General features: G+C 73.3%; 24 protein-coding genes and 1 pseudogene. 12 read left to right on the forward strand and 13 right to left on the reverse strand.

What is annotated here, in order from left to right:
* Positions 1-272 (reverse strand): annotated as a pseudogene (locus GA0115242_RS05150) (hypothetical protein); the annotation flags it as partial.
* Between the two features lie 111 nt (positions 273-383).
* Positions 384-1,217 (reverse strand): hypothetical protein, encoded by an 834-nt coding sequence (locus tag GA0115242_RS05155; protein WP_093824950.1) that lies wholly within the window; start codon positions 1,215-1,217, stop codon positions 384-386.
* Positions 1,218-1,436: 219 nt separating this feature from the next.
* Between GA0115242_RS05155 and GA0115242_RS05160 the strand changes: the two genes are divergently transcribed.
* Both GA0115242_RS05160 and GA0115242_RS05165 read left to right on the forward strand, forming a co-directional pair.
* Complete coding sequence (locus GA0115242_RS05160) at positions 1,437-2,177, forward strand: TetR family transcriptional regulator (protein WP_093824952.1); 741 nt, start codon at positions 1,437-1,439, stop codon at positions 2,175-2,177.
* 189 nt (positions 2,178-2,366) lie between these two features.
* Positions 2,367-2,792, forward strand: coding sequence for a Zn-ribbon domain-containing OB-fold protein (locus GA0115242_RS05165; protein ID WP_093824954.1), 426 nt, complete (start codon positions 2,367-2,369; stop codon positions 2,790-2,792).
* A gap of 45 nt (positions 2,793-2,837) precedes the next feature.
* Here the strand turns inward: GA0115242_RS05165 and GA0115242_RS05170 are convergent, their stop codons facing one another.
* Positions 2,838-3,659: a MerR family transcriptional regulator gene (locus GA0115242_RS05170; RefSeq protein WP_093824956.1), complete on the reverse strand. Its 822-nt coding sequence runs from the start codon at positions 3,657-3,659 to the stop codon at positions 2,838-2,840.
* Between the two features lie 235 nt (positions 3,660-3,894).
* Between GA0115242_RS05170 and GA0115242_RS05175 the strand changes: the two genes are divergently transcribed.
* From GA0115242_RS05175 to GA0115242_RS05195, 5 genes are all read left to right on the forward strand, one after another.
* Positions 3,895-4,251: a PadR family transcriptional regulator gene (locus tag GA0115242_RS05175; protein WP_093824958.1), complete on the forward strand. Its 357-nt coding sequence runs from the start codon at positions 3,895-3,897 to the stop codon at positions 4,249-4,251.
* Between the two features lie 31 nt (positions 4,252-4,282).
* Entirely contained in the window at positions 4,283-4,846 is a 564-nt protein-coding gene (locus GA0115242_RS05180; protein WP_093824960.1) for an HAAS signaling domain-containing protein, read from the forward strand.
* A gap of 86 nt (positions 4,847-4,932) precedes the next feature.
* Positions 4,933-5,136 (forward strand): superinfection immunity protein, encoded by a 204-nt coding sequence (locus GA0115242_RS05185; RefSeq protein WP_161353008.1) that lies wholly within the window; start codon positions 4,933-4,935, stop codon positions 5,134-5,136.
* Between the two features lie 45 nt (positions 5,137-5,181).
* On the forward strand, positions 5,182-6,147 hold the full coding sequence (locus GA0115242_RS05190) for an STM4015 family protein (protein ID WP_093824964.1): 966 nt from the start codon (positions 5,182-5,184) through the stop codon (positions 6,145-6,147).
* Between the two features lie 167 nt (positions 6,148-6,314).
* A complete protein-coding gene (locus GA0115242_RS05195) occupies positions 6,315-6,857 on the forward strand; it encodes a hypothetical protein (protein ID WP_093824967.1) in 543 nt (180 codons plus the stop codon).
* A gap of 136 nt (positions 6,858-6,993) precedes the next feature.
* On the opposite strand, the gene GA0115242_RS05200 is transcribed toward GA0115242_RS05195, so the two are convergent.
* Positions 6,994-7,386, reverse strand: a complete 393-nt coding sequence (locus GA0115242_RS05200) for a PPOX class F420-dependent oxidoreductase (protein WP_093824970.1) — start codon at positions 7,384-7,386, stop codon at positions 6,994-6,996.
* A gap of 349 nt (positions 7,387-7,735) precedes the next feature.
* On the opposite strand from GA0115242_RS05200, the gene GA0115242_RS05205 reads away from it, so the two are divergent.
* Positions 7,736-8,566: an SAM-dependent methyltransferase gene (locus GA0115242_RS05205; RefSeq protein WP_093824972.1), complete on the forward strand. Its 831-nt coding sequence runs from the start codon at positions 7,736-7,738 to the stop codon at positions 8,564-8,566.
* A gap of 116 nt (positions 8,567-8,682) precedes the next feature.
* Positions 8,683-10,056: a S1 family peptidase gene (locus tag GA0115242_RS05210; protein WP_093824974.1), complete on the forward strand. Its 1,374-nt coding sequence runs from the start codon at positions 8,683-8,685 to the stop codon at positions 10,054-10,056.
* Between the two features lie 99 nt (positions 10,057-10,155).
* On the opposite strand, the gene GA0115242_RS05215 is transcribed toward GA0115242_RS05210, so the two are convergent.
* Together GA0115242_RS05215 and GA0115242_RS05220 are read right to left on the reverse strand one after the other, a co-directional pair.
* The gene (locus tag GA0115242_RS05215) at positions 10,156-10,341 is read right to left on the reverse strand and encodes a hypothetical protein (RefSeq protein ID WP_093824975.1); all 186 of its coding nucleotides are present in this window, start codon (positions 10,339-10,341) and stop codon (positions 10,156-10,158) included.
* A gap of 99 nt (positions 10,342-10,440) precedes the next feature.
* A complete protein-coding gene (locus tag GA0115242_RS05220) occupies positions 10,441-11,610 on the reverse strand; it encodes an ROK family transcriptional regulator (RefSeq protein WP_093824977.1) in 1,170 nt (389 codons plus the stop codon).
* A 268-nt stretch (positions 11,611-11,878) separates the two neighbouring features.
* Between GA0115242_RS05220 and GA0115242_RS05225 the strand changes: the two genes are divergently transcribed.
* Positions 11,879-13,081, forward strand: coding sequence for a Gfo/Idh/MocA family protein (locus GA0115242_RS05225; protein ID WP_093824978.1), 1,203 nt, complete (start codon positions 11,879-11,881; stop codon positions 13,079-13,081).
* A 30-nt stretch (positions 13,082-13,111) separates the two neighbouring features.
* Here the strand turns inward: GA0115242_RS05225 and GA0115242_RS05230 are convergent, their stop codons facing one another.
* Positions 13,112-13,810 (reverse strand): L,D-transpeptidase family protein, encoded by a 699-nt coding sequence (locus tag GA0115242_RS05230; protein WP_093824981.1) that lies wholly within the window; start codon positions 13,808-13,810, stop codon positions 13,112-13,114.
* Between the two features lie 245 nt (positions 13,811-14,055).
* Here GA0115242_RS05230 and GA0115242_RS05235 point away from each other — a divergent pair, with 245 nt between their 5' ends.
* Complete coding sequence (locus tag GA0115242_RS05235) at positions 14,056-15,447, forward strand: pyridoxal phosphate-dependent decarboxylase family protein (protein WP_093824984.1); 1,392 nt, start codon at positions 14,056-14,058, stop codon at positions 15,445-15,447.
* Between the two features lie 17 nt (positions 15,448-15,464).
* Here GA0115242_RS05235 and GA0115242_RS05240 read toward each other — a convergent pair whose 3' ends face one another.
* From GA0115242_RS05240 to GA0115242_RS05255, 4 genes are all read right to left on the reverse strand, one after another.
* Positions 15,465-16,271, reverse strand: a complete 807-nt coding sequence (locus tag GA0115242_RS05240) for an SDR family NAD(P)-dependent oxidoreductase (RefSeq protein WP_093824986.1) — start codon at positions 16,269-16,271, stop codon at positions 15,465-15,467.
* Between the two features lie 54 nt (positions 16,272-16,325).
* Positions 16,326-16,700, reverse strand: coding sequence for a DUF4180 domain-containing protein (locus GA0115242_RS05245; protein WP_093824988.1), 375 nt, complete (start codon positions 16,698-16,700; stop codon positions 16,326-16,328).
* A 63-nt stretch (positions 16,701-16,763) separates the two neighbouring features.
* Entirely contained in the window at positions 16,764-17,393 is a 630-nt protein-coding gene (locus GA0115242_RS05250; protein ID WP_093824990.1) for an MBL fold metallo-hydrolase, read from the reverse strand.
* Complete coding sequence (locus tag GA0115242_RS05255; protein ID WP_093824992.1) at positions 17,393-18,478, reverse strand: S-(hydroxymethyl)mycothiol dehydrogenase; 1,086 nt, start codon at positions 18,476-18,478, stop codon at positions 17,393-17,395. The genes GA0115242_RS05250 and GA0115242_RS05255 overlap by 1 nt, the downstream gene beginning before the upstream one ends.
* A 232-nt stretch (positions 18,479-18,710) precedes the next feature.
* Between GA0115242_RS05255 and GA0115242_RS05260 the strand changes: the two genes are divergently transcribed.
* Positions 18,711-20,465, forward strand: a complete 1,755-nt coding sequence (locus tag GA0115242_RS05260) for an ABC transporter ATP-binding protein (RefSeq protein ID WP_093824994.1) — start codon at positions 18,711-18,713, stop codon at positions 20,463-20,465.
* 18 nt (positions 20,466-20,483) lie between these two features.
* Here GA0115242_RS05260 and GA0115242_RS05265 read toward each other — a convergent pair whose 3' ends face one another.
* Both GA0115242_RS05265 and GA0115242_RS05270 read right to left on the reverse strand, forming a co-directional pair.
* Positions 20,484-21,944 carry an aldehyde dehydrogenase family protein gene (locus tag GA0115242_RS05265; RefSeq protein WP_093824996.1) on the reverse strand — a complete coding sequence of 487 codons (1,461 nt, stop codon included), beginning with the start codon at positions 21,942-21,944 and terminating at the stop codon, positions 20,484-20,486.
* Between the two features lie 134 nt (positions 21,945-22,078).
* Positions 22,079-22,372, reverse strand: a complete 294-nt coding sequence (locus tag GA0115242_RS05270; RefSeq protein WP_093824998.1) for a hypothetical protein — start codon at positions 22,370-22,372, stop codon at positions 22,079-22,081.
* Between the last annotated feature and the right edge of the window lie 308 nt (positions 22,373-22,680).

Consider the following 22,680-nt stretch of genomic DNA (forward strand, 5'->3'; position numbering starts at 1 on the left):
CGCGCGGACCGGTCGGCGACGGGCCACGCCTCACCGGCGCGCTCGGCGGCACCGGCGCGGCCGGTCCCGCGCCGTCCGCCCGTGACGGTCGGGAGTTCCTCGGTGTCGTCCTCCGGCGGGGTGTCCGGCAGCGGCACCGACTCGAAGTCGCGGCCGTCCTGCATCTCCCGGATCAGGTCGGCCAGCGCGTCGGTGCGCCGCAGCCGCAGCACGCGGACGGGCTCCAACGGCGGCCGGTCGTCCGGCGATCCGGATCCGGGCGGTGTGGGCACAGCGCTCTCCTTCCGTCCCGCGGCGGGGCTCCGACGGCCCCGAGGAGAGATACGCGGCGACCGCCCCCGGGGTTCAGCGCCGGGGGCGGTGACGGCGCGGGCGCCCGCCGTTCAGCCGGTCGTGGCGAGGAAGTGGCGCAGGGAGCGCTTCAGGGCGCCGACGAACGCGTCGCGGACCGGCTCCTCCAGGGCGTCGAGGGAGAGGTAGGGGTTGAGGTCCTCCAACTCGACGAGCAGCAGCCCGCCGTCCGGGGCGCGGCAGGCGTCGACCCGCTGGATGCCGTGGTCGAGGGTGTTCCAGTCGATGAAGTCCTGCGCGAACTCCAGGTCGGCGACCGTGGGTTGATAGGGCGTCAGCTCCCAGCGGCGCTCGGGGTCCGGCGCGTACAGGGCGTACTGGAAGTCGTGGTCGACGTAGTAGAAGGAGATCTCGTGGGCGAAGTCGACGCGCGGCTGGACGAGGATGCGCCGGTCGGTGAGGTCGGGCAGCCGACCGGCCGGGACGACGGCGAGGCCGAGCGAGTCGGCGCCCAGCTTGGGCTTGACGACGTACGCGTCCGTCTCCGGCAGGAGGTGCAGGTCGTCGGCGCTGTCCACGGTGGGGATGACGGGGTGCCCGGCGGCGAAGAGGTCGAGCAGGTACTGCTTGCCCGCCATGTCCGCGCGCCCGTGCAGGGGGTTGTAGACGGGCGTGCCGCGTTCGAGGGCGCGGGTCCGGAACGCCTCGTACGCCTCCTGGTGGGCGAGGACCGGACCGCTGTTGCGGACGACGACGGCGTCGAAGGCGTCGAGCAGCGCGGCCGCGTCGCGCGGGTGACAGAGGGCCAGGTCGGCCTCCTCGCGCAGCCGGGAGGTGAGGAAGACGTCCTCGTCGCCGTAGCGGCGCCCGCGCGCCGGGTACGCCAGGTCGGTGACATAGAGAAGACGGGGGCGGACGGGGGCCATGCGGGGCGCTCCTGGTGCTGAGCTGGGACGACAAGTGCAGAAAGGTTACGCCGGGGAATGTGCGGGTCCTGCGGGGCCCTGGCGCGGGGCCGGTGGACGAAGGGGGGCGCACGTCCGCTCGCCCCCGGCGCCGCGTCGTGCCCGCCCGCGCCTGCACCGAGTTCCCCCGGAACCTGCACCGCGTGCCACGATCCGTAGCCCGGTGCTACGTTCCCCACCATGAGCTCCGGTGAGACGGCGGTCGAGAAGCCGCCCATGCGGGACGCGCTGGTCGCGGCGGCCTTCGAGCTGTTCCTGGAGCGCGGCTACGAACAGACCACGATCGACGACATCGTGACGCTCGCGGGCGTCGGACGGCGGTCGTTCTTCCGGTACTTCCCCGCCAAGGAGGGCGTGGTCTTCCCCGACCACGAGCGGTGCCTGACCGAGATGACCGCCTTCCTCGACGCGGACGCGCGGGACGCGGATCCCGTGCGCAGGGTGTGCGACGCGGCCCGCACGGTGCTGCGGATGTACGCCGAGAACCCGACCTTCTCCGTGCAGCGCTACCACCTCACCAAGAAGGTTCCGGGGCTGCGCGCCTACGAGTTGTCGGTGGTGTGGCGGTACGAACGCGCCCTCGCCGGGTACCTGCGCGCCCGCTTCACCGGCGACCCGGACGGCGCCCTGCGGGCCGACGTCATCGCGGCGGCGGTGGTCGCGGCGCACAACAACGCGCTGCGCTGCTGGCTGCGTTCGGACGGCAGGGGCGACGCGAGCGCGACGGTGGACCACGCGCTGCGCCAGGTGCAGGCGACGTTCGGCGCCCGGCCCGCGCGGGACGCCGGACCCCTCGCGCGGGACTGCCGGGACGGTGAGGACGTGGTGGTGGTCGTGGCCCGGCGCGGGACGCCGTTGTGGCGGGTGGTGCAGCAGGTCGAATCGGCGCTGGGCGGAGGCACGGGGACCGGAAGCGGTTAGTGCGCGGCCCCTGTACCCGTCCCGAGGCCGAGACCTCATTACTGGTGATTTCAGGGAACGGAGTGTCTTTACGAGTGACACTCAGTGCCATACGCTGACGCCGTGCACGGCAGCACGAGGGGCCGCGCACGCGCGTGCGTGGCGCCCCCGGCACGCGGGATTCCGGCCGAGCGCAGGGAGTTGACCAGCGTGTACCACCTCTCATCAGGAAGCGCGGCCCGACCGGCGGGCGGCCTCGCGACGGGCACCCTCGCATCCCGGGTGGCAGGTCCCGTCGACCGCGATCCGCTCCTCTTCCAGCGCTGCACCTGGTGCGGCACCGCGATGTACCAGCGGCTGCTCTGCCCGGTCTGTCACGGCAGCGACCTGCGGACGGAGCGCAGCGAGGGCACCGGCACGATCCGGCACTCCACGGTCGTGCACCGCAACTCCCCCGCCGCGCGCAACGTCTCGCTGGTCGAGATGGCCGAGGGATTCGTGGTCAGGGGCCGGGTGATGGGCCCGCTGATCGGCATCCACGACGGCGGCCGGGTCCGGCTCACCTCGACGAAGGACGCGGTCCGCGGCGAGCCGGTGTTCCAACTGCTCGACGAGCCGTTCCGCGCCTGGACCTGACGGTCCCGGGGAGGACGGAACCCGGCGAGGCCGGGCCCCGGTCGGTCAGTCCCGGGTCAGCGGTGCCTGAAGTTCCGTCACCCAGTCGTCCCGGTTCTCGGGGCACTCCAGGTTGATCTCGCGCGGGTATCCGGTCGACCGGTGGCCGTTGGCGTCGATCCAGCGGGCCAGGGCCTGGACGGTGGGGAGCACGGCGTCCATCGGACCGCGGTGCACGATGGTGGCCGCCCGGTCGATCGCCGGCAGGTCCAGGATCCGGAACGCGTCGTCCCGCAGAGGGGCGGAGACCTGGACGGCGGCGTGGACGGTGATCTTCCCTCCGCCTTCCGGGGCGTCCTCGTAGGAGGCGATGCCGGGGCCCGTGGGGGTGACGCCCGCCGAGCGCAGGCACCGGAACAGCTCGTCGTAGAGCGGCCCGACGACCGGGCCGATGTCCTCGGGCGAGAAACTCGCGGCGGTCGCGGTCAGTTCCGCCACCCGGACGGGCGGGAGGCTCTTGATGACGACATCGTCGGTGGGCATGTGCCCCTCGCTCTCGATCGCGCGGAGCCTCGCCTCGACCTGGACCAGCCGTGCCCCCGCGGCGGCCACCGCGGTCTCCAGCTCGGCCCGCCGCAGCCGCAGCATGCCGCGCAGCTCCTCGATGCCGACCTTCTCGTCGACGATGTCGCGGACCTGCTGGAGGGTGAATCCGAGGTCCTTGAGCGCGATGATCCGGTTGAGGCGGGCGAGCTGGGAAGCGGTGTAGTGGCGGTAGCCGCTGGCGGGGTCGACGTGCGCCGGTCGCAGCAGTCCGGTCGCGTCGTAGTGACGCAGCATCCGGACCGAGACACGACCGTGCCGGGCGAAGTCTCCGATGGTGAACATGATGTCTCCGAGCTGACCACCTGACACGGTGTGAGGGTCAACGGACCACGGGGCGGCTGACGCACGACCGCTCCGTCGGCAGCACGTCCGAGGGCCCCGCTTCCGGATGCGCCGGATCGGTGTCGACGCGGCCCCCTGACGGCGCTCTCACCCCTCTCGGCCCATGATCCCCCGCCGCTCCCTTCCGTGCCTCCGGACCGCACGGTACATCGGCCGACCTGGTACCGTGCCATGCATGGTACCCGCCGCGGCAAGCGACAGCGATGCAGGAAAGGCGGAGAGCCAGCTCCGCAAGGGAGTGCTGGAGTACTGCGTCCTGGGGCTGCTGCGGGACGGCGCCCGCTACGGCGTGGAGCTGCTGGAAGTGCTGGGCGCGGTAAGCGTCATGACGACCAGTCAGGGCACCATCTATCCGCTCCTGGCCCGACTGCGCCGTGACGGGCTGGTGGAGACCGCCTGGCAGGAGTCCCCGAGCGGGCCGCCCCGCCGCTACTACTCCCTGACGCCCCGGGGCGAGGCGGCCCTCGCGGAATTCACGGCCGTCTGGCCGCACTTCCGCGACGCCGTCGACCGCTTCACCGGCGAACGATGACCAACTCCCCCCACGCAGCAGGAGATCCACGATGAAGGACCTCGATCACCCGCTCGTCGCCGCCTACCTGGACGCCGTGGCGCGCGAGGCCGCCGGTCTGTCGCCGGGGCGTCGTGACGAGCTGGTCGCCGATCTGCGCGAGCACATCGAGGTCGCCCTCGCGGAGCGGCCGGACGGGGGCACGACCGACGTCACGGCCGTACTGGATCGCCTCGGCAGTCCCGGCGACATCGTGACCAGCGCGCGGGAGGACGAGCCGGTCGACGTGCCGCCCGGCGGGTGGCACGCGTTCGGGCCGCTGGTTCTGCTGCCCATGGCCGGAGTCCTCGTGATGGTCCACGCGGTCGCGAGTCTGCTCGCCCTGGCGGCGGGAGTGACCCTGCTGTGGACGGCACCGCACTGGAGCAGGCGCGACAAGACCGTCAGCACCGCGGTCGCCGTCCTGGCGCCCCTGAGCGCCGTGGTCATCACCCTGACCATCGGCGCCTACGGTCAGCTCGGTCCGGCCCTGCTCATCGTCGTCATGGTCACCACACTGCTGCCGGTAGGGGTGTCCCTGCACCTTTTCCGGTCGGGGCGTCGCGCAGCGAACTGAGGAAACACCGACGCGTCGGCCTCGACCGAAAAGCCGGCCGACGACAAATGCTCCACAAAGGAGCACGCTCAAGAAGGAGAAAGACTGTGGATATCAACATAGGTGCCGTTCTCGGCGGAGTGGTCTTTTTGGCCCTTTTCCTGCTGCCGTCCTATCTGGCATTCCACCGCGGAGTGCATGACAAATGGCTGGTGCTCATCGTCAATGTGTTTCTCGGGGGGACCGTCATCGGCTGGGGAGTCGCCCTCTACCTCGCCCTCCGGAAGCCGAGAACGGTGGTCATCGATTGATCGATCGGCACCGTGGCGGGAGTTCATCTGTGGAAAGGTCTGATCATGTACATCGATCATGTGACGACTTTGCACGGCCTTCCTGTCTACGAGTTCCCGGCTCCGGGTGAGGAGAGTGGGCCGATGCCCGCGGTGGGGGACGTCGCCTGGCGGCTCTCCTCCACCGACGCCGAGGACAGTGAGTATTTCGACGACACATGGGAGCGCTTTCTCAAGACGATCGATGTCGCCCAGGTGCGGGCCCTGGTCCTGGGCAACGGCGCGTACGGCATCGACTGCTCCGCCGACGAGGCGGTCCGGAAACTCGTGGCCGCCTCGGACCGGCTCACCGGCCTCAAGGCGCTGTACCTCGCCGACGTGACCGCCGAGGAGTGCGAGCTGTCCTGGATGGAGCAGGGTGATGTGACGCCGGTGCTCACCGCCTATCCCCGTCTCAGGGAACTCGCGGTGCGCGGCTCGACCAGCGGGCTGGAGGAAGACGGAACGGGCCTGCGACTGACGCCGCTGCGCCACGAACACCTGCGCGTGCTGCGGCTGGAGAACGGCGGTCTGCCCGGCGAGGTGGCCCGTGCCGTGGCCACCAGCGACCTGCCGGCCCTCGAGCATCTGGACCTGTGGCTGGGGCAGGACTACTACGGCTGCACCACGACCCTCACCGATCTGGCCCCCGTCCTCGACGGCGACCGGTTGCCCGCTCTGCGGCGGCTCGGACTCCAGAACAGCGAGAGGCAGGACGAGATCGCCGCCGCGGTGGCGGGCGCCCCCGTCGTCGCCCGGCTCACGGCGCTGCACCTGGGGCTCGGCATCCTGAGCGACGCCGGAGCCACCGCCCTCCTCGGCGGGCAGCCCCTCACCCACCTCGACGAACTGGACCTGCGCCACCACTTCGTCTCCGACCTCATGATGGAGCGCGTGCGCGAGGCGCTGGAACCCTCCGGAGTGCGGGTCAACCTGGACAAGCTGGACGCGGTCGACGAGAGCTGGGGCCGGTACACAGCCGTCGGCGAGTGACCCACCGGGGGCGTGTCACCGTCCCCGGGGTTCCGCAGCACAGGAACCGGCACCGACAGCCGTCCCTGACTGCCGGAATCGGGGAACGACGGGTGGGCGGCGGGCGTGCGAGGCTGCGGGCGGGGAGGGCCCGGCTCGTGGACGGGTCCGGGAGAGGGGGCGCTCGGATGCGCACGGAGTCCACCACCGCCTGGTCGCACGAGGTGACGCGCGGCGCGTTCCGGCGCTACCGGCTGATCGCCCTGGTCTGGCTGGGAGTCGGTGCGCTCGGCACCGTCGGCATCCCGCCGGCCGCGGTCGCCTTCGACCGCGCGGGCATGGAACGGATCAGCTCGCTCATGGCCGGCCTGTGGGTGGGCTTCATCAGCGCGTTGATCATCGGGGTATGCCTCGCGCGCAACGCGGCGCGCATGCGCCGGTGTCTGCGCCGCCGTCCGTGGACCGCGTACCCGGTCACGGTCCTGCCGCCCGGTCTGGGCGGCCCCGTGGTGCGGCTGTGCCCGGCGGACACCGGAGAGGTCTTCGTGCAGTCCGTGGTGGCCTTCACCTTCCGCTGGCACCAGGTGGGGTCGGCCGACACTCTCTGGTTCTGCGGGGTGCCGGGCCGGGGCGGGGTCCTCGCCCGTCCGGGAGGAGAGCCGCTCCTGTGGGGCCGACGCATCCGCGTCCCCTGGATCCGCCACTGGCGTGAGCACGTCGACCGAGGGTGAGACCGGCAGCCCGGGGGCCCGCAGGACGGTCGGCGCGTCATGGATCCCGGCGCGGGGTCAGCATCCGCGCGGGGTCGCCGTCCGCGCCGGAACCCCTCGGCCCGGCCCGGACCCTCCCGGCTCCCCCGACTCCCCGTCAGGAGGACGGCGTCAGCGTGATCCGCATGCCCACCGTGCCCGTCAGGCCGCGGCGCAGGCGGCTGCCCAGCAGGGTGAGGCGTCCGGCGACTCCGTACTTGCGGGCGATCAGCGCGCGGTAGCGGCCCGCCGTCGCGTCGTCGGTGATCTCGGCGGTGGCCGGGACCCCCTCGCCGGTCGGGTTGCCGCGCACGTCGCAGGGGCCGACGAGGACGTCGGAGCGGGCCCTGACGCGCTTCACCTTCCAGGAGTCGGCGACCGTCCACACCCCGAGCGCGTCCCCGTCCCGCACCACCCAGACGGGGGTCGGGACCGGGGTGCCGTTCTTCCGGTACGTGGTGACGAGCAGGTACTTCCCGGCGGCCAGGCGGTCCAGCGTCGTGTCGTCCATGGCGGCGAGTCTAGTGCTGCGACCGGAGAGGTTCACCGGCTCGCGATGCCCGGCACGGCACCTCGCCGCGTTGTCGCATCACCCGAGTACATCCAGTACGCGGGCGACGCTCCGCCGTGCGATGCACCGCACCGGACACCGCGAGCCTTCCGGCGAACCTCTTCGGCCACAGCACCAGACAGCCGCGCGCCCCCCGCGCCGCACCGCGCCAGGACCCGCGGGGCGGGTCGGCCGGGTCCGAGGGGCGAGAAGATCGCGCAGCCCTCTCGGCAGATGTCAATTCAGCCGTCTAGATTGCCCGTTGACTCAATTCGCACCCCCCCACCCGAGGCACCGCAGGAGCACCACCGTGACGGAGAACCCGGCGGCCATCGACGATCCCGCCGCCCTGCTGCGCAAGCGCATCGACACCCTGCGTCCGCACACGGCCCGTATCTGGAACTACTGGCTCGGCGGAGGGGACTACTACGAGGTGGACCGGGTCGCGGGCGACCGGATCCGTGAACTCCACCCGGCGATAGACGAGTACGCCCGCGCGGACCGGCTCTTCCTGGGCCGCGCGGTCCGCCATCTGGCCGCCGAGGCGGGCGTCCGGCAGTTCCTGGACATCGGCACCGGGCTGCCGACGGCCGAGAACACGCACGAGGTGGCCCAGCGGCACGCGCCGGACGCGCGGGTCGTCTACGTGGACAACGACCCGCTGGTCATGGCGCACGCCCGCGCCCTGCTGACGAGCACCCCGCCCGGCCGCACCGACCACCTGGACGAGGACCTGCGCAACGTGGACGCCGTCCTCGAACGGGCCTCCGCCACCCTGGACTTCACCCGGCCGGTGGCGCTCCTGCTGCTGGGGGTCGTCATGTTCGTACCGGAGGACGAGGAGGCGTACGGCGCCGTCGGGAGGCTGATGGACGCGCTCCCGGCGGGGAGCCACCTGGTGCTGTCGCACACCATCACCTCACCGGGGACGCCCGACGTGGACGCGGCGGTGCGGTTCTGGAACGCGCACGGCGTCCCGGAGCTGACCCAGCGCACCCCGGAGGCCGTCTCCCGGTTCTTCGACGGGCTCGACGTGCTGGAGCCCGGGGTGGTGTCGTGCTCGCGCTGGCGGCCGGAGCCCACGGACGGAGAGGAGCCGCGCGAGGTGGCGATGCACGGCGGGGTGGGCCGCAAGCGGTGAGGGGATCGGCGGCGCGCTGAACGCTCCGTTCCCCGGGCGCGTATGGAGGGAGGGTCCTCAACGACCGGAGGACCCGGCGGTGTTGACGCCGTGTGGTCGGGGTTCGGGAGCCAGGCATGAGGCACGCACGACGACGGATGGTCCGGCGGGCGACGCGATGGGCGGCGGTCGGCGGACTTCTCCTCGGAGGGGCGATGGTGACGCAGGCCGCCATGGCGAGCGAGCCCGGGGGAACGTCCGCCGTCCCGTCCGCGGCCACGGCGCGGAACCCGGGCGCGGCGCTGGTCTCCACGCTGGGCTCCGCCCGCACGGCGGGGAACTGGGTGGACGCCGAGGGCCGTCCGGTGGTCGCGGTCACCGACGAACGGGCGGCGGCCGAGGTGCGGCGGGCCGGGGCGGTGGCCAAGGTCGTGTCGCACAGCATGAACGAGTTCAAGCAGGCCGCGGCGGCGCTGCGGGCGGCACCCCGGGTGCCCGGCACGGCCTGGGTGATGGACTACCGCGCCAACCGGGTGGTGGTGCGGGGCGACAGCACCGTCTCGTCGGAGGACTGGTCGCGGATGACGCGGGTCGCGGAGGGCCTCGGCGGCTTCGTGCGCGCCGAGCGCGCCCAGGGCACCTTCACCACCCGGCTCAACGGCGCGCAGCCGATCCTGTCGACCGGCGGGCGCTGTTCGGCGGGGTTCAACGTGACCGACGGCACCAGCGACTTCATCCTCACCGCCGGTCACTGCGGGCCGAAGGGGTCGGTCTGGTTCGCCGACAGCCAGGGCACCCAGCAACTGGGCACGACGGTCCAACAGGACTTCCCCGGAAGCGACTTCTCCCTCGTGCGGTACGCGAGCGGCAAGGCGGGCGCGGGCGCCGAGGTGGTGGCGATCGGCGGCGGCAACGGGGTGCAGATCACCGGGGTGGCCGATCCGACCGTGGGGCAGCGGGTGTTCCGCAGCGGCTCCACCAGCGGGCTGCACGACGGGCAGGTGACGGGGCTGAACGCCACGGTCAACTACCCGGAGGGCACGGTGACCGGTCTGATCGAGACGAACGTGTGCGCCGAACCCGGCGACAGCGGCGGCCCGATGTTCTCGGAGGGTGTCGCGCTGGGCGTGACGTCGGGCGGCAGCGGCGACTGCGCCTCGGGCGGTACGACGTTCTTCCAGCCGGTGACGAAGGCGATGGCGGCGCTGAAGGTGCAGATGCTGGTGGCCGAACGGCCCGCGGGGCAGGGCGAGTCGCCCTCGGCCGCGCCGTCCGCCTCGGCCACGCACAGCGCGATCGCGGCCGGTTCGACGTCGCCGGGTTCGTCGGCGCCGTCGACGGGCACGGTGAGCGCCTCGACGCCGCTGGCCCGGCTGACGGACCCGCGGAACGTCGGGCCAGGTCTGCTGGTGATCGGGGGCAGTCTGATCGCCCTGGTGGCGACCCGGTACTTCCGCTCGGAGCAGGACCGCAAGGCGTACCAGCGGCACTACTCGGCGACCTGGGGGTGAGCGGCGTCACGGTCGCGGAAAGAGAAAGGGGCACCCGGGTGGCGGGTGCCCTTGAGGGAGGCGGGGTCTACGAGGCTCGGCGCCCGCAGGACGCGCGGGTCAGGCCGCTTCCGCCGGGTGCGGGACCGCGGCGGCCCACTCCAGGACGAGCCGCTGGTACTCCTCGCGCTGCTCGCCGCTCAGTGTCCCGCCCGACCGGCGCCACAGGGCCCGGATCTCCTCGTTGACCTCGTCCGCCGATCGCTCGGGGCCGGGCTCAACAGTGGTGGACATGGTGTGAAGCATACGGTCCGCGCCGTGAAGGCGTCGTGAGTAATCGGCTGCGAAGCCGACAAATCGGACCGTGTTACTGATCACGTCATCTGCCCTCAACCCTCGGCCGGTTCACGCCGACCCGGGCGTGTCCCGGCCGCCCCCGGCGCCCAGGACGAGCACCTGGATGGCCAGAACAGCGGCCCCACGTGCCCAGTCGTGGAAATCGGAGACCCTGGTCTCCAGGTCGACGTCGGCGGCGAGCGGATGGCGCCGGGCGCGGACGGTCGCGCGCACCGTGTCTCCCGCCACATCCATCAGGCCGACCCCCTCACCGGCGAGCAGGATCTTCTGCGGCATCGCGACGTCGGCGATCTGGGAGACCAGGACGCCCAGTCCGCGGGCGGCGGCGCCGATCACCCGGGCGGCCGTCGGGTCGCCCGCGCCGGCGAGCGCCAGGATCTCCTCGTAGCCGTGGTCGCGTCCGGTGGCGGCCAGGACCTGGTGGCGGATGCCGGGTACGGACAGCAGGGAGACCGCGCTGCCGCGCGCGCCGTCGGGGGTGAGAGGTCCGTCGGGGTCGAGGATCCAGTGCCGTCCGGAGCCCCGGTCCTCCTGCCCGGTGCGCACCCGCCGGCCGCCCAGGACCAGCCCGTAGCCGACGCCCGCGCCGATGGTGAGGACCACGAACCGGTCGAGGCCGCGTCCGGCGCCGAACCAGGTCTCCGCCTCGACCAGCGCGGCCACGTCGTTCTCGACGACCACGGGCAGCCCCGCGCGCTCCTCGACGAGCGCGGCGAACGGCACGTCCCGCCAGCCGAGGAACGGTGACTCCGCCACCACGGCGCGGTCCTCGACCAGGCCGCCGACGCCGACGCCGATCCCGGCGAGGCGCGGGTGGTCGCGGGCCAGCGCGGCGGCGGTCCCGGCGACCAGGTCGGCGACCGCGGCGGGGTCGTGGGTGGTGAGCGGCCGGTCGTGGCGGTCGACGATGTCGCTCTTGAGGGTGGTGACGACGGCGTGGAGGCGGTCCGCGGTGATCTTGACGCCGAGGAACGAACGGGACTCGGCGACGATGTCCAGGGGCTGCGAGGGCCGCCCCTGACGGCTCTCCCCCGGGGCGCCCGCCTCGACGAGCAGGCCGGATTCCAGCAGCGGCTTGGTCAGCCGGGTGAGGCTGCCCGCGGACAGACCGAGGCGGCGGGCCAGCTCGGTGCGGGTGAGCGGGCCGCCGAGGAGCACCTCGATCGCCACGGCCCGCTCGCCCGGACGGAGCGGGAGCCAGCTTGCGGCTGGGGTCATACGGGCCGGAGCCTCCTTGTTTTCTTTCGCACCGGAATCAACGATCCCACTCTAGAGACCGGATCAGGCCGGTCGAAAGATCCGCACGCCCTCTTGACGACGGGATTCTTCCGCATCAAAAGTAAAAGGCGCGCCCACCGCACCCGGACGTGCGGGACGTCCGCGGCGGCCGCGCGGCCGGACCGTTCGCGGCCGACGGACCACCGGACCGTCCCGCCCCCGACCCGTGATCCGACCGTCCACTCGACCCTTGAAGGGCACGCCATCCATGACGTTCTCCCTCGGCATCGTCGGTGCCGGACAGTTCTCCGGCCAGTTCTCCAAGCTGTTCCTGGCCCACCCCGGGGTCTCCGGCATCCATGTCACCGATCTGCTCCCCGAGCGGGCCGAACGGCTCGTCGCCGACCAGGGCCTCAGCGGCACCTTCCCGTCCTACGAGGCGATGCTGGAGTCGCCCGCGGTCGACGCGGTCGCGATCTTCACCCAGCGCTGGACCCACGGCCCGCTGGTCCTCCAGGGCCTGAACGCGGGCAAGCACGTGTACTCGGCGGTCCCCATGGCGATCTCCACCGAGGAGATCGCGGCGATCATCGAGGCGGTCAAGGTCACCGGCCTGACCTACATGATGGGCGAGACCAGCCAGTACAACCCGGCCACCGTGCACGCCCGCGACCAGATCGCGCGGGGCGCCTTCGGGCGGATCTTCTACGCCGAGGGCGACTACGTGCACGACATGGACCTCGGGTTCTACGACGCGTACCGGTACAGCGGGGGCGACGACTGGAAGGCCACCGCGAGCTATCCGCCGCTGCTGTACCCGACGCACGCGGTGGGCGGGGTGCTCGGCGCCTGGCAGACGCACGCGGTGAGCGTCTCGGCCCTCGGGGTGGTGGACGAGCGCGGCGACGGCGTCTTCGACCGCTCGGTCAGCCGGTTCGACAACGACGTCTCGAACGCCACCGCGCTCTTCGAGGTGGCGGGCGGCGGCTCGTTCCGCACCAACGAGTTCCGGCGGGTGGGCTATCCCTCGCACATCAGGGAGTCCCGTTTCCGCTTCTTCGGCACCGAGGCGAGCATGGAGCAGCTGGCGACGGTCGCGCTGTGGCAGGACAAGAAGGGGGTGCGGGACATCAGTGAACTCCTGGAGCCCAAGCCGACGACGGCCCCCGACGACCCCTCGCTCCAGCACATCGCGCCGGAGCTGCGGGCCGCGTTCACCTCGGGTTCGGCGCCGGTGCACGACCGGGCACGGCTGCCGCGGGAGTTCGACCACCTGCCCAACGGGCACGAGGGCAGCCACCACTTCCTGGTGGACGACTTCGTCACCGCCGTCGCCACCCGTTCCCTGCCGTCGGTGAACGCGTGGGTGGCGGCCCGGTACACCCTGCCGGGCATCGTCGCGCACGAGTCGGCACGGCAGGGCGGGGTCCGGCTGGAGATCCCGGACTTCGGGGACGCGCCCCGGAGTTGACGGCGTCCGCGGGCCGGGCGCCCGGTGGGATCAGGTGCCCGGCTTGCGGCCGTAGACGAAGACGTCGTCGCCCTTCTTCAGCAGCGACCAGTACTTCTTGGCGACGGTCGGCGTCATGTTGACGCAGCCGTGCGAGCCGGGCGGGTTCCACATGCTGAGGCCCACCGAGTGGAAGGCCTGGCCGCCGTCGAAGAACTGGCTGTAGGGCATGGGCACGTCGTAGAGGGACGAGACGTGGTCGATGTGGCGCCAGTAGATCTTCTTGAGGCCGGTGCGCGTCTCGTAGCCGTCGCGGCCGGTGCGGACCGGGACGGGGCCGTAGACGAGCTTCTTGCCGTCCTGGATCCAGCTGAGCTGGAGCGTGAGGTTGACGCAGGCGATCCGGCCCTTGTTGACGGGGCAGGCGCCCGCCTTGTTCGGCGTGCTGCCCACGGCCTTCTGCTTGGTCATGAGGTCCATGACGCCCCAGGTGACCGGGCCCGCGTAACCCTGGTTCGGGGTGATGCCGTGCTTGGTCTGGAAGGCCTTGATCGCCTTGCAGTCGGTGCCGGACTGCTTGCCGTCCACCGGCCTGCCGAGGAACTTCTCGACCTTCTTCTGGTAGGGCCCCGCCTGGGTCGTACAGCCGGTGGCCGCCTGTGCCGGCGCGGTGCCGAGCGCCAGGGTGAGCGGTGCCACCAGGCCGGTGATCCCCAGGACGACGGCTGCCCGTCTGCGTATGTCCCCCATGCCGTGTCGCCTTTCGCGTCGAGTGGTCCGGTCGTGGTCGCGGATCCGCGATCCCCACTCACTGGACCGGCGTGGGGCGTGTTCGGTTGTGGGCGGGGGCGCGCTGCGACGAAATGGTGACATTACCGTGTGACCGGTGAAGGTCGTAACCACGCGGAGGAGTCCGGGCGTCCGGTGACGGAGGAGTCCAGCCATCCGGAATGGGACCGGTCCGCGCACCGCCCCGCCCGCCTACGCTCCCCCTCATGCACCGCACCCTCGCCGACGATCTCTCCCGGCTCCCCGCGCTCCTGCAGTCCGCCCGCGACCTCGCCGCCGGTGAGCTGGCCTCGCTCGCCGAACGGCCGGTGGCACGGACCGGACCGGCGCCCGCCGCCGACCGGCTGCCGGAGGCGGGCACCGGCGGCGCGGGCGCCCTGGCGCGGTTCGCCGAACGGTGGGCGCCGGGCTTCTCGGCGTCGGCGGGGCCGCGCTACCTCGGGTTCGTCACCGGGGGCGCGACCCCCGCCGCGCTCGCCGGGGACTGGCTGACCGGCGCCTTCGACCAGAACGCGTCCGGCGCCGCCGGTTCCTGGGCGGCGGCCCTCGAACACGAAACGGTGGGCTGGCTGCGGGAGTTGTTCGGTCTCGGCCCCGCCCACTCCGGGGCGTTCGTGACCGGCGCGAGCGCGTCCAACCTGGTGGGGCTCGCCGTCGCCCGGGAGTGGCTCGGCGAGCGGCTGGGCGTGGACGTGTCCCGGGACGGGGCCGCCGCGCTCGGCCCGGTGCCGGTACTGTCCGGCAGCCCGCACTCCAGCGTGGGCAAGGCGCTGTCGGTGCTGGGCATCGGGCGCGACCGGCTGCTGCCGGTGCCGGTGGCGGACGGCGACCGCGAGGCCGTCGACGTGGCCGCGCTGGACGCGGCCCTCACCGCGCTCGGCGGACGGCCCGCGATCGTGGTGGCCAACGCGGGGACGGTGAACACGGTCGACTTCGACGATCTGCGGGCCGTCGGCGCGCTGCGCGAACGGCACGACTTCTGGCTCCACGTGGACGCCGCGTTCGGTGGATTCGCCGCCCTCTCCCCCGAGTTCGCGCATCTCGTCGACGGCCTCGACGCGGCCGACTCGGTCTGCGTCGACCTCCACAAGTGGCTCAACGTGCCCTACGACGCGGCGGTGCAGTTCACCCGGCGCCGCGACCTCCAGGTCGCGGTGTTCCACAACGCCTCGCCCTACCTGGGCGCGCCCACCGGCGACCCCGACTTCCTCCACCTCACCCCGGAGAACTCCCGTCGGCTGCGGGCCCTCCCGGCGTGGTTCTCGCTCACCGCGTACGGCCGCGAGGGGCACCGGGAGATCGTGGAGCGCAACGTCCGGCTGGCGCGCGATCTCGGCGCACGGCTGGACGCGCGGCCGGAGTGGGACCTGCTGGCGCCGGTGCGGCTGAACGTCGTCTGCTTCACGACGTCCGAGGCGCCCACCGGGGAGCGGCTGGCCGCGCTGGCGGACGCGGTCGCGGAGGGCGGCGAGGCGTTCCTGACGCCGACGGTGTTCAAGGGCGTCCCGGCGCTGCGGGCCGCGTTCAGCAACTGGACGACGACGCGGGACGACGTCGAGCGGGTCGCCGCGGCCCTCACCCGCGCCCTGCGTGCCTGATCCGGGCGCGGGGGACGTCAGGCCCGGTCCCGGGCGCCCGCCTCTCCGACCGCCGACAGGAAGCCGGTGTTGACGGCGGTGAGGCCGCCGTCGACGGTGAGCGAGGTGCCGGTGATCCAGGCGGCGTCGCGGGAGGCGAGGAACGCGACGGCGGCGGCGATGTCCTCGGGCTCGCCGATCCGGCCGAGCGGGTACAGGCCCTCGACCGCGGCGAGTTCGTCCTCACGGCCCTCCCAGGCCGAGGTGCGGACCGTGCCGGGCAGGACGAGGTTGACGCGGACGCCGCGCGCCGCCGCGTGTCCGGCGAGGGTGCGGGTGAGGGAGCCGAGCCCGGCCTTGGCGGCGCTGTAGGCGTGGTTGCCGAAGTCCTGGAGGGCGTTGACGGAGCCGATGGTGACGACGGCGCCGCGTCCGGAGGCGGCCAGGTGCGGGAGGGCGGCGCGGCAGCAGCGGTAGACGCCGGTCAGGGTGATGTCGAGGTCGCGGGACCAGGCGTCGTCCGGCTCGTCCTCGAACAGCGGTGCGTCGGGGGTGCAGTGGGCGGCGCAGTTGACCAGGACGTCCAGCGCGCCGAGGGTGTCGACGGCCCGCGCGACGGCCGCCTCGACGGCCGAACGGTCGCCGACGTCGCAGGCGGCCGACCCGATCGCGAGGCCCTCCTCCCGGGCGCGGAGCGCGGTCCGCGCGGCCTCGGGCCCGTCGGCGTCGGTGAGCAGCACCCTGGCCCCCTCCGCGGCCAGCCGCCGGGCGACCGCGGCGCCGATGCCGCGGGCCCCGCCGGTGACGAGAACCCCGTACCCCTCGAAGCGCTGTGTGTCGGTCATGGGCGGCAACCTACTGCGCCGACGATCAACGGGGCAGGGGGCGGGCGCGGCCGGTCAGCGCCGTTCGGCGAGCCGTGCCGTGAGGGCGGCCTCGTCGGGCAGGAACCAGACGTGGTCGCCCTGGTCGCTCTCGTGGACGAAGTCGCGCAGCGCGGAGCTGCCGGCGAGGTGCCGGGAGATGTCGCCGAGGACGACCAGGCGCACCCGGTAGGTCACGAACTTCTGCACGACGGCGCCCGCGACCCCGGAGGCGAGGCGGAAGAACGCGTCGGGGAGCCGCTCGGCGGGCACCACCGCCGTCCCGGCGCCCTGCCCCATGGCGTCCCCGATCACGTCGAGGGCACGCTGCTCGCCGTCGAGCGCCGGGCCGTCGGGGGCGCAGCGCAGGACGGGGACGTCATGGAGGGTCACCAGGGTGTCGGTCGTCATGACCGGCGAGCGTAGCGGCGCCCCCGGCGGCGGGCACCCGGGTTTTTGCCCGCCCCCGGCCGGTCAGTGGCCGCGGGCGATCCACTCCTGCAGGTGCGGGGCCTCGGCGCCGATGGTGCTGGGGTCGCCGTGGCCGGTGAGGACCTTCGTCTCGGGCGGCAGGCCGAGCAGCCGGTCGCGGATCGAGTCGATGATCGTCGGGAAGTCGGAGTAGGAGCGGCCGGTGGCGCCGGGGCCGCCCTGGAAGAGGGTGTCCCCGGTGAAGACCGCGCCGAGGCCGGGGGCGTGGAGGCAGACCGCGCCGGGGGCGTGCCCGGGGGTGTGCAGCACCCGCAGGTCGGCGCCGGCCACCTCGATGACCTGGCCGTCGACGAGGTGGGCGTCGGGGTCGCGGTCGGGGTGGGTCTGCTTCCACAGCGGGAGGTCGTCGGCGTGCAGCCAGATCCTGGCGCCGGTGCGGTCGGCGAGGGCGGGCGCCGCGTCGATGTGGTCGTTGTGGGCGTGGGTGCACACGATGGCGACCAGCCGCCGGTCGCCGACGGCCTCGGCGATGGCGTCGGCGTCGTGGGCGGCGTCGATGACGACGGCCTCGTGGTCGTCGCCGACGATCCAGACGTTGTTGTCGACGTCCCAGGTGCCGCCGTCCAGGCTGAACTGGCCGGAGGTGACGAGGCGTTCGATGCGCGCGGCCATCAGAGGACCACCACCGAGCGCAGGACGTCGCCGTCGTGCATCCGCTCGAAGGCCTTCTCGACGTCGGTGAGTTCGATCGTCTCGGTGACGAACGCGCCCAGGTCCAGGCGGCCCTGGAGGTGGAGGTCGATCAGCATCGGGAAGTCGCGGGAGGGCAGGCAGTCGCCGTACCAGGAGGACTTGAGGGAGCCGCCGCGGCCGAAGACGTCGAGGAGCGGCAGTTCCAGCTTCATCTCCGGGGTGGGCACGCCGACCAGGACGACGGTCCCGGCGAGGTCGCGGGCGTAGAAGGCCTGCCGGTAGGTCTCGGGGCGGCCGACGGCCTCGATGACGACGTCGGCGCCGAAGCCGCCGGTGAGTTCCCTGATGGCCTCGACCGGGTCGGTGGAACGGGAGTTGACGGTGTGGGTGGCGCCCATGGAGCGGGCGGTCTCCAGCTTGCGGTCGTCGATGTCGACGGCGATGACCTTCGCGGCGCCCGCGAGGCTCGCGCCCGCGACGGCCGCGTCGCCGACGCCGCCGCAGCCGATGACGGCGACGGTGTCGCCCCGGCCGACGTTGCCGGTGTTGATGGCGGCGCCGATGCCCGCCATCACGCCGCAGCCGAGCAGGCCCGCGACCTGCGGGGCGACGGACGGGTCGACCTTCGTGCACTGCCCGGCGGCGACCAGCGTCTTCTCCGCGAAAGCGCCGATGCCGAGCGCCGGGGACAGCTCGGTGCCGTCGGTGAGGGTCATCCGCTGCTTCGCGTTGTGCGTGTCGAAGCAGTACCAGGGGCGTCCGCGCAGACAGGCGCGGCACTGGCCGCAGACGGCACGCCAGTTGAGGACGACGAAGTCACCGGGCGCGACGTCGGTGACGCCCGCGCCGACGGACTCGACGACTCCGGCCGCCTCGTGGCCGAGCAGGAAGGGGAACTCGTCGTTGATGCCGCCCTGCTTGTAGTGCAGGTCGGTGTGGCAGACACCGCACGCCTGGATCTGGACGACCGCCTCGCCGGGCCCGGGGTCGGGCACGATGATCGTCTCCACCCGCACCGGCTCGTTCCTGCCCGGTGCGATCACGCCGCGTACTTCCTGCGCCATCGTGTTGAACCCTTTCCCTCGGCCGGTGCTTCTCCCCCCGACCCTACGCGCAACCGGTCGCCGGTGGGACGTCGCCGGGACGGTCGCGACGCCTGGAACAGGCACGATCGGGCCATCGGCGGCCCCGGGCCGGTCCGGCGGTGCCGATCGGCGCCGCCCGTGCGCCACCCCGGCGGCGGGCGCCGGGCGGGCCGGTCGTAGCCTGTGGGCTCCGCCGACCCCGAGGAGCGCCGTGAGCCCCGCCGACGTCCGGCCCGCCCCGCCCGCCTGGCGCCTGCTCCTCGGCTACGTCAAGCCGCACCGCTGGGCGCTGGCAGCGGGTGCCTTCCTCTCCCTGCTCACCGGCGGGGCCGCGCTGCTGCTGCCGCTGGTGGCGAAGGGATTGATCGACGACCTGTCCCGGGACCGGGCCATCACCGGCGCGCTGCTCGCGATGTCGGCGCTGGTCGTCGCCAACGCGCTGCTGGGCGCGCTGGGTTCGTACGTGCTGCGGCGCACCGCCGAGTCGGTGGTGCTGGGCGCGCGGCGGACCCTGTCGTCGTACCTGCTGCGGCTGCGGATCACCGCCGTGGACCGCAGCGAGCCGGGCGATCTGATGGCGCGCATCACCTCGGACACCACCCTGCTGCGCGAGGTGACCACCGATTCCCTGGTGGGCCTCGGCACGGGCGGGCTGACGCTGCTGGCGACGGTGGCGATGATGGGGTTCGTGGACCCGGTGCTGCTGGGGGTGACGCTCGCGGTGGTGGTGGGCGCGGGGGTGGTGCTCGGCGCGATCGTGCCGCACATCAACCGGGCCAGCCGCCGGGCGCAGGACGCGGTGGGGGTGATGGGCGCCTCGCTCGAACGGGTGCTGGGCGCGCTGCGCACGGTGAAGGCGTCCGGCGCCGAGGACCGCGAGGAGCGGACCCTGCACGCGGCAGCCGAGGAGTCCTGGCGGCAGAGCGTGCGGGCCGCGAAGTGGACGGCCGCCGCGGGCAACGCGGCGGGGCTGGCGATGCAGGTCGCGTTCATCACGGTGCTCGCGGTGGGCGGCGCGCGGGTGGCGACCGGGGCGATCGACATCGGCACCCTGGTGGCGTTCCTGCTGTACGTGTTCTATCTGATGGCGCCGATCCAGCAGGTGGTCGGGGCGGTGACGCAGTACCAGACGGGTTCGGCGGCGCTGGCCCGCATCCAGGAGGCGCTGGTGCTGCCCGCCGAACCGCCGTCCCCCGCGGCCCCGTTGCCCGGCCCCGGCGCCGAACCGGCGGCGCTCGCCTTCGAGGACGTCCGCTTCCGCTACGCCGACGACCTCCCGTACGTCCACCACGGGGTGACGTTCGCGGTGCCCGCCCGGGGCATGACGGCGTTCGTCGGCCCGTCGGGCGCGGGCAAGACCACGGTCTTCTCGCTCATCGAGCGGTTCTACGACCCCGAGTCGGGCACCGTCACGCTGGACGGACGGCCGCTGGGCGACTGGGAGTTGGCGCGGCTGCGGGCGGCGATCGGGTACGTCGAGCAGGACGCGCCGGTGCTGTCGGGGTCGCTGCGCGAGAATCTGCTGCTCGGCCGTCCGGAGGCGGACGGCGCCGAGGTGGAGCGGGTGGTGCGCACGACCCGGCTCGACGCCCTGGTGGCCCGGCTGCCGCAGGGGCTGGACACGCTGGTGGGGCACCGGGGCACCAAGCTGTCGGGCGGTGAGCGGCAGCGGGTGGCGATCGCGCGCGCCCTGCTGCGGCGTCCCCGGCTGCTGCTGCTCGACGAGGCGACGTCGCAGTTGGACGCGGTGAACGAGGCGGCGCTGCGGGACACCGTCGCGGAGGTGGCGCGGGAGACGACGGTGCTGGTCGTCGCGCACCGGCTGTCGACGGTGACGGCGGCGGACCGGATCGTGGTGATGGACGCGGGCCGGGTGCGCGCGGTGGGCACCCACCGGGAACTCGTGACCGCCGACCCGCTGTACGCGGAGCTGGCGGCCACCCAGTTCCTGGCGGCCGCGGGGTGAACCTTTCCGGGCAGGGCGCTAGAAGGGGTAGTGGGCGTGCCGGGTGGCGATGGTCACCCAACGGGTGCTGGAGAAGGCCTCGATGCCCCACCGGCCGCCGAACCGCCCGTACCCGGACGCCTTCACCCCGCCGAAGGGCGCCTGGGGTTCGTCGCCCACCGTCTGGTCGTTGATGTGGACGATCCCGGTGCGGACGCGGCGGGCGACGGCGAGCCCGTGCGTGGCGTTCTCGGTGATGATGCCGCAGGTGAGGCCGTTCTCGGTGTCGTTGGCCGCGGCCACCGCCGCGTCGTCGTCGGGGAAGGCCGCGAGCACGCAGAGCGGTCCGAAGGCCTCGGTCCGGTGCAGCTCGGCGCTGTCGGGGACGTCGGTGAGGACGGTCGCCGGGTGGACGGCGCCCACCGGGTCGCCGCCGCCGACCAGCACCGTCGCGCCCTTGCCGACGGCATCCCCGACCAGCCCGGCGACCCGCCGGGCGGCCGACGCGGTCACCAGCGGGCCCACCACGGTGCGCGGGTCCGCCGGGTCCCCGGCGGGCAGGGTGGCGACCTTGGCGGCGAACTTCGCGCTGAACTCCTCGGCCAGCGACTCGTGGACGAGGATGCGGTCGCCCGACATGCAGATCTGTCCGGCGTTCATGAAGACGCCGAAGCAGGCCGCGTCGACGGCGTGGTCCACGTCGGCGTCGGCGAGCACGACGATGGCGTTCTTGCCGCCCAACTCCAGCACGGCGGGCTTGAGATGACGGGCGGCCAGCTCGCCGACGATCCGGCCGACGGCGGTGGAGCCGGTGAAGTTCACCGCACGGACCCGGTCGTCGGAGATCAGCGCGGTGGCGATCTCGGCCGCGTCGGCGGGGGCGTTGGTGATCACGTTGAGCACGCCGTCGGGCAGCCCCGCCTCGCGCAGCACGTCGGCGACGAGCAGTCCGCAGGCGAGCGGCGCGTCCTCGCCGGCCTTCACGACGACGGTGTTGCCCGCGGCGAGCGGGGCGGCGACGGCGCGGACGCCGAGGATCACCGGGGCGTTCCAGGGGGCGAACGCGGCGACCACGCCGAGGGGTTCGCGCACGGCGAGGCCGAGGGCGCCGGGTTCCTGCGCGCTGAGCACCTCGCCGCGCGGGGTGGTGATCGCGGCGGCGGCCTCGCGCAGGATGTTCGCGCCGAGCGCCACGTTGAAGTGCGCCCAGGGCCGGGTCGCGCCGGTCTCCCGCGCCATCAGCGCCGCGACCCGGTCGCCGCGCGCGTCCAGCAGGTCGGCGGCGCGCAGGAAGATCGCGCGGCGGGCGAAGGGGTCGAGGGCGGCCCAGGCGTCGAAGGCCGCGTCGGCGGCGTCGACCGCGCGGCGCACGTCGTCGGGTCCGGCGGCGGCGACCGTCGCGTACACCGCGCCGGTGTACGGGTCGATGTCGTCGGTGGTGCGGCCGGAGGCGGCGGGCACGTCCTTGCCGCCGATGAACAGGTCGCGGGTGACGGGCATGACAGGAACCCTTCCTGTTCGCAGGGTGAAACTTGATTCACGTTCGTTGCGGGAATGCTGCGATCGGGTTCCGGCAATGTCAAGGGCCGCCCGGTGGTTCACCGGGCGGCCCTCGGGTGGGTGCGGGTCCGTGGCTACTCGAAGGCCCCGACCAGGCCGGTGACCGGAGCGGCCATGTCGGTGATCTGGTGGAGCTGGCTCAGGTCGTTCAGCCCGTTGAGCTGCTGGAGCTGGGCCGACGGCCGGGGCAGCGCGCCCTGGTGCTCGGCGGGGATCTCGCTGGTGGTGAGCGAGTCCAGCATCGCGATCGGGTTGATCTTGCCGGAGTCCTTGGCGACCGGCTCGGCGGCGTTCGCGAGCGGAGCGGCGAGCGCGGTGAGCCCGGCGGCGAGGCCAACGGCGGCGACGATACGACGTGTTGAGATCATGACTTCAGCAACGGCGCACCGCGCCCGCCGGTCACGGGCACCGCCCGCCGCTCACTCGTCAGGCGGAGCGCCGGGCCCGCGTTTGCCGGTCGCCCCGCCCCGGAGGAGCCTCGGAAGGAAGGCTGTCTCAGGAGAGGGAGGCGGGCGCATGATCCACGCTCGCGACGGACGGACCCTGCCATGGGCCGCCTGACCGCACGGGCCGGACGGCTGACCGTGTCGACCCGGCTGACCTGGACGTTCTCGGCGCGCACCGCGGTACGCCCGGCCAGGCGTCCGCGCCGGGCCCTCGCCGCGGGCCGCGCGGT

This window comes from Streptomyces sp. SolWspMP-5a-2 (assembly GCF_900091845.1).
GTDB lineage: Bacteria > Actinomycetota > Actinomycetes > Streptomycetales > Streptomycetaceae > Streptomyces > Streptomyces doudnae.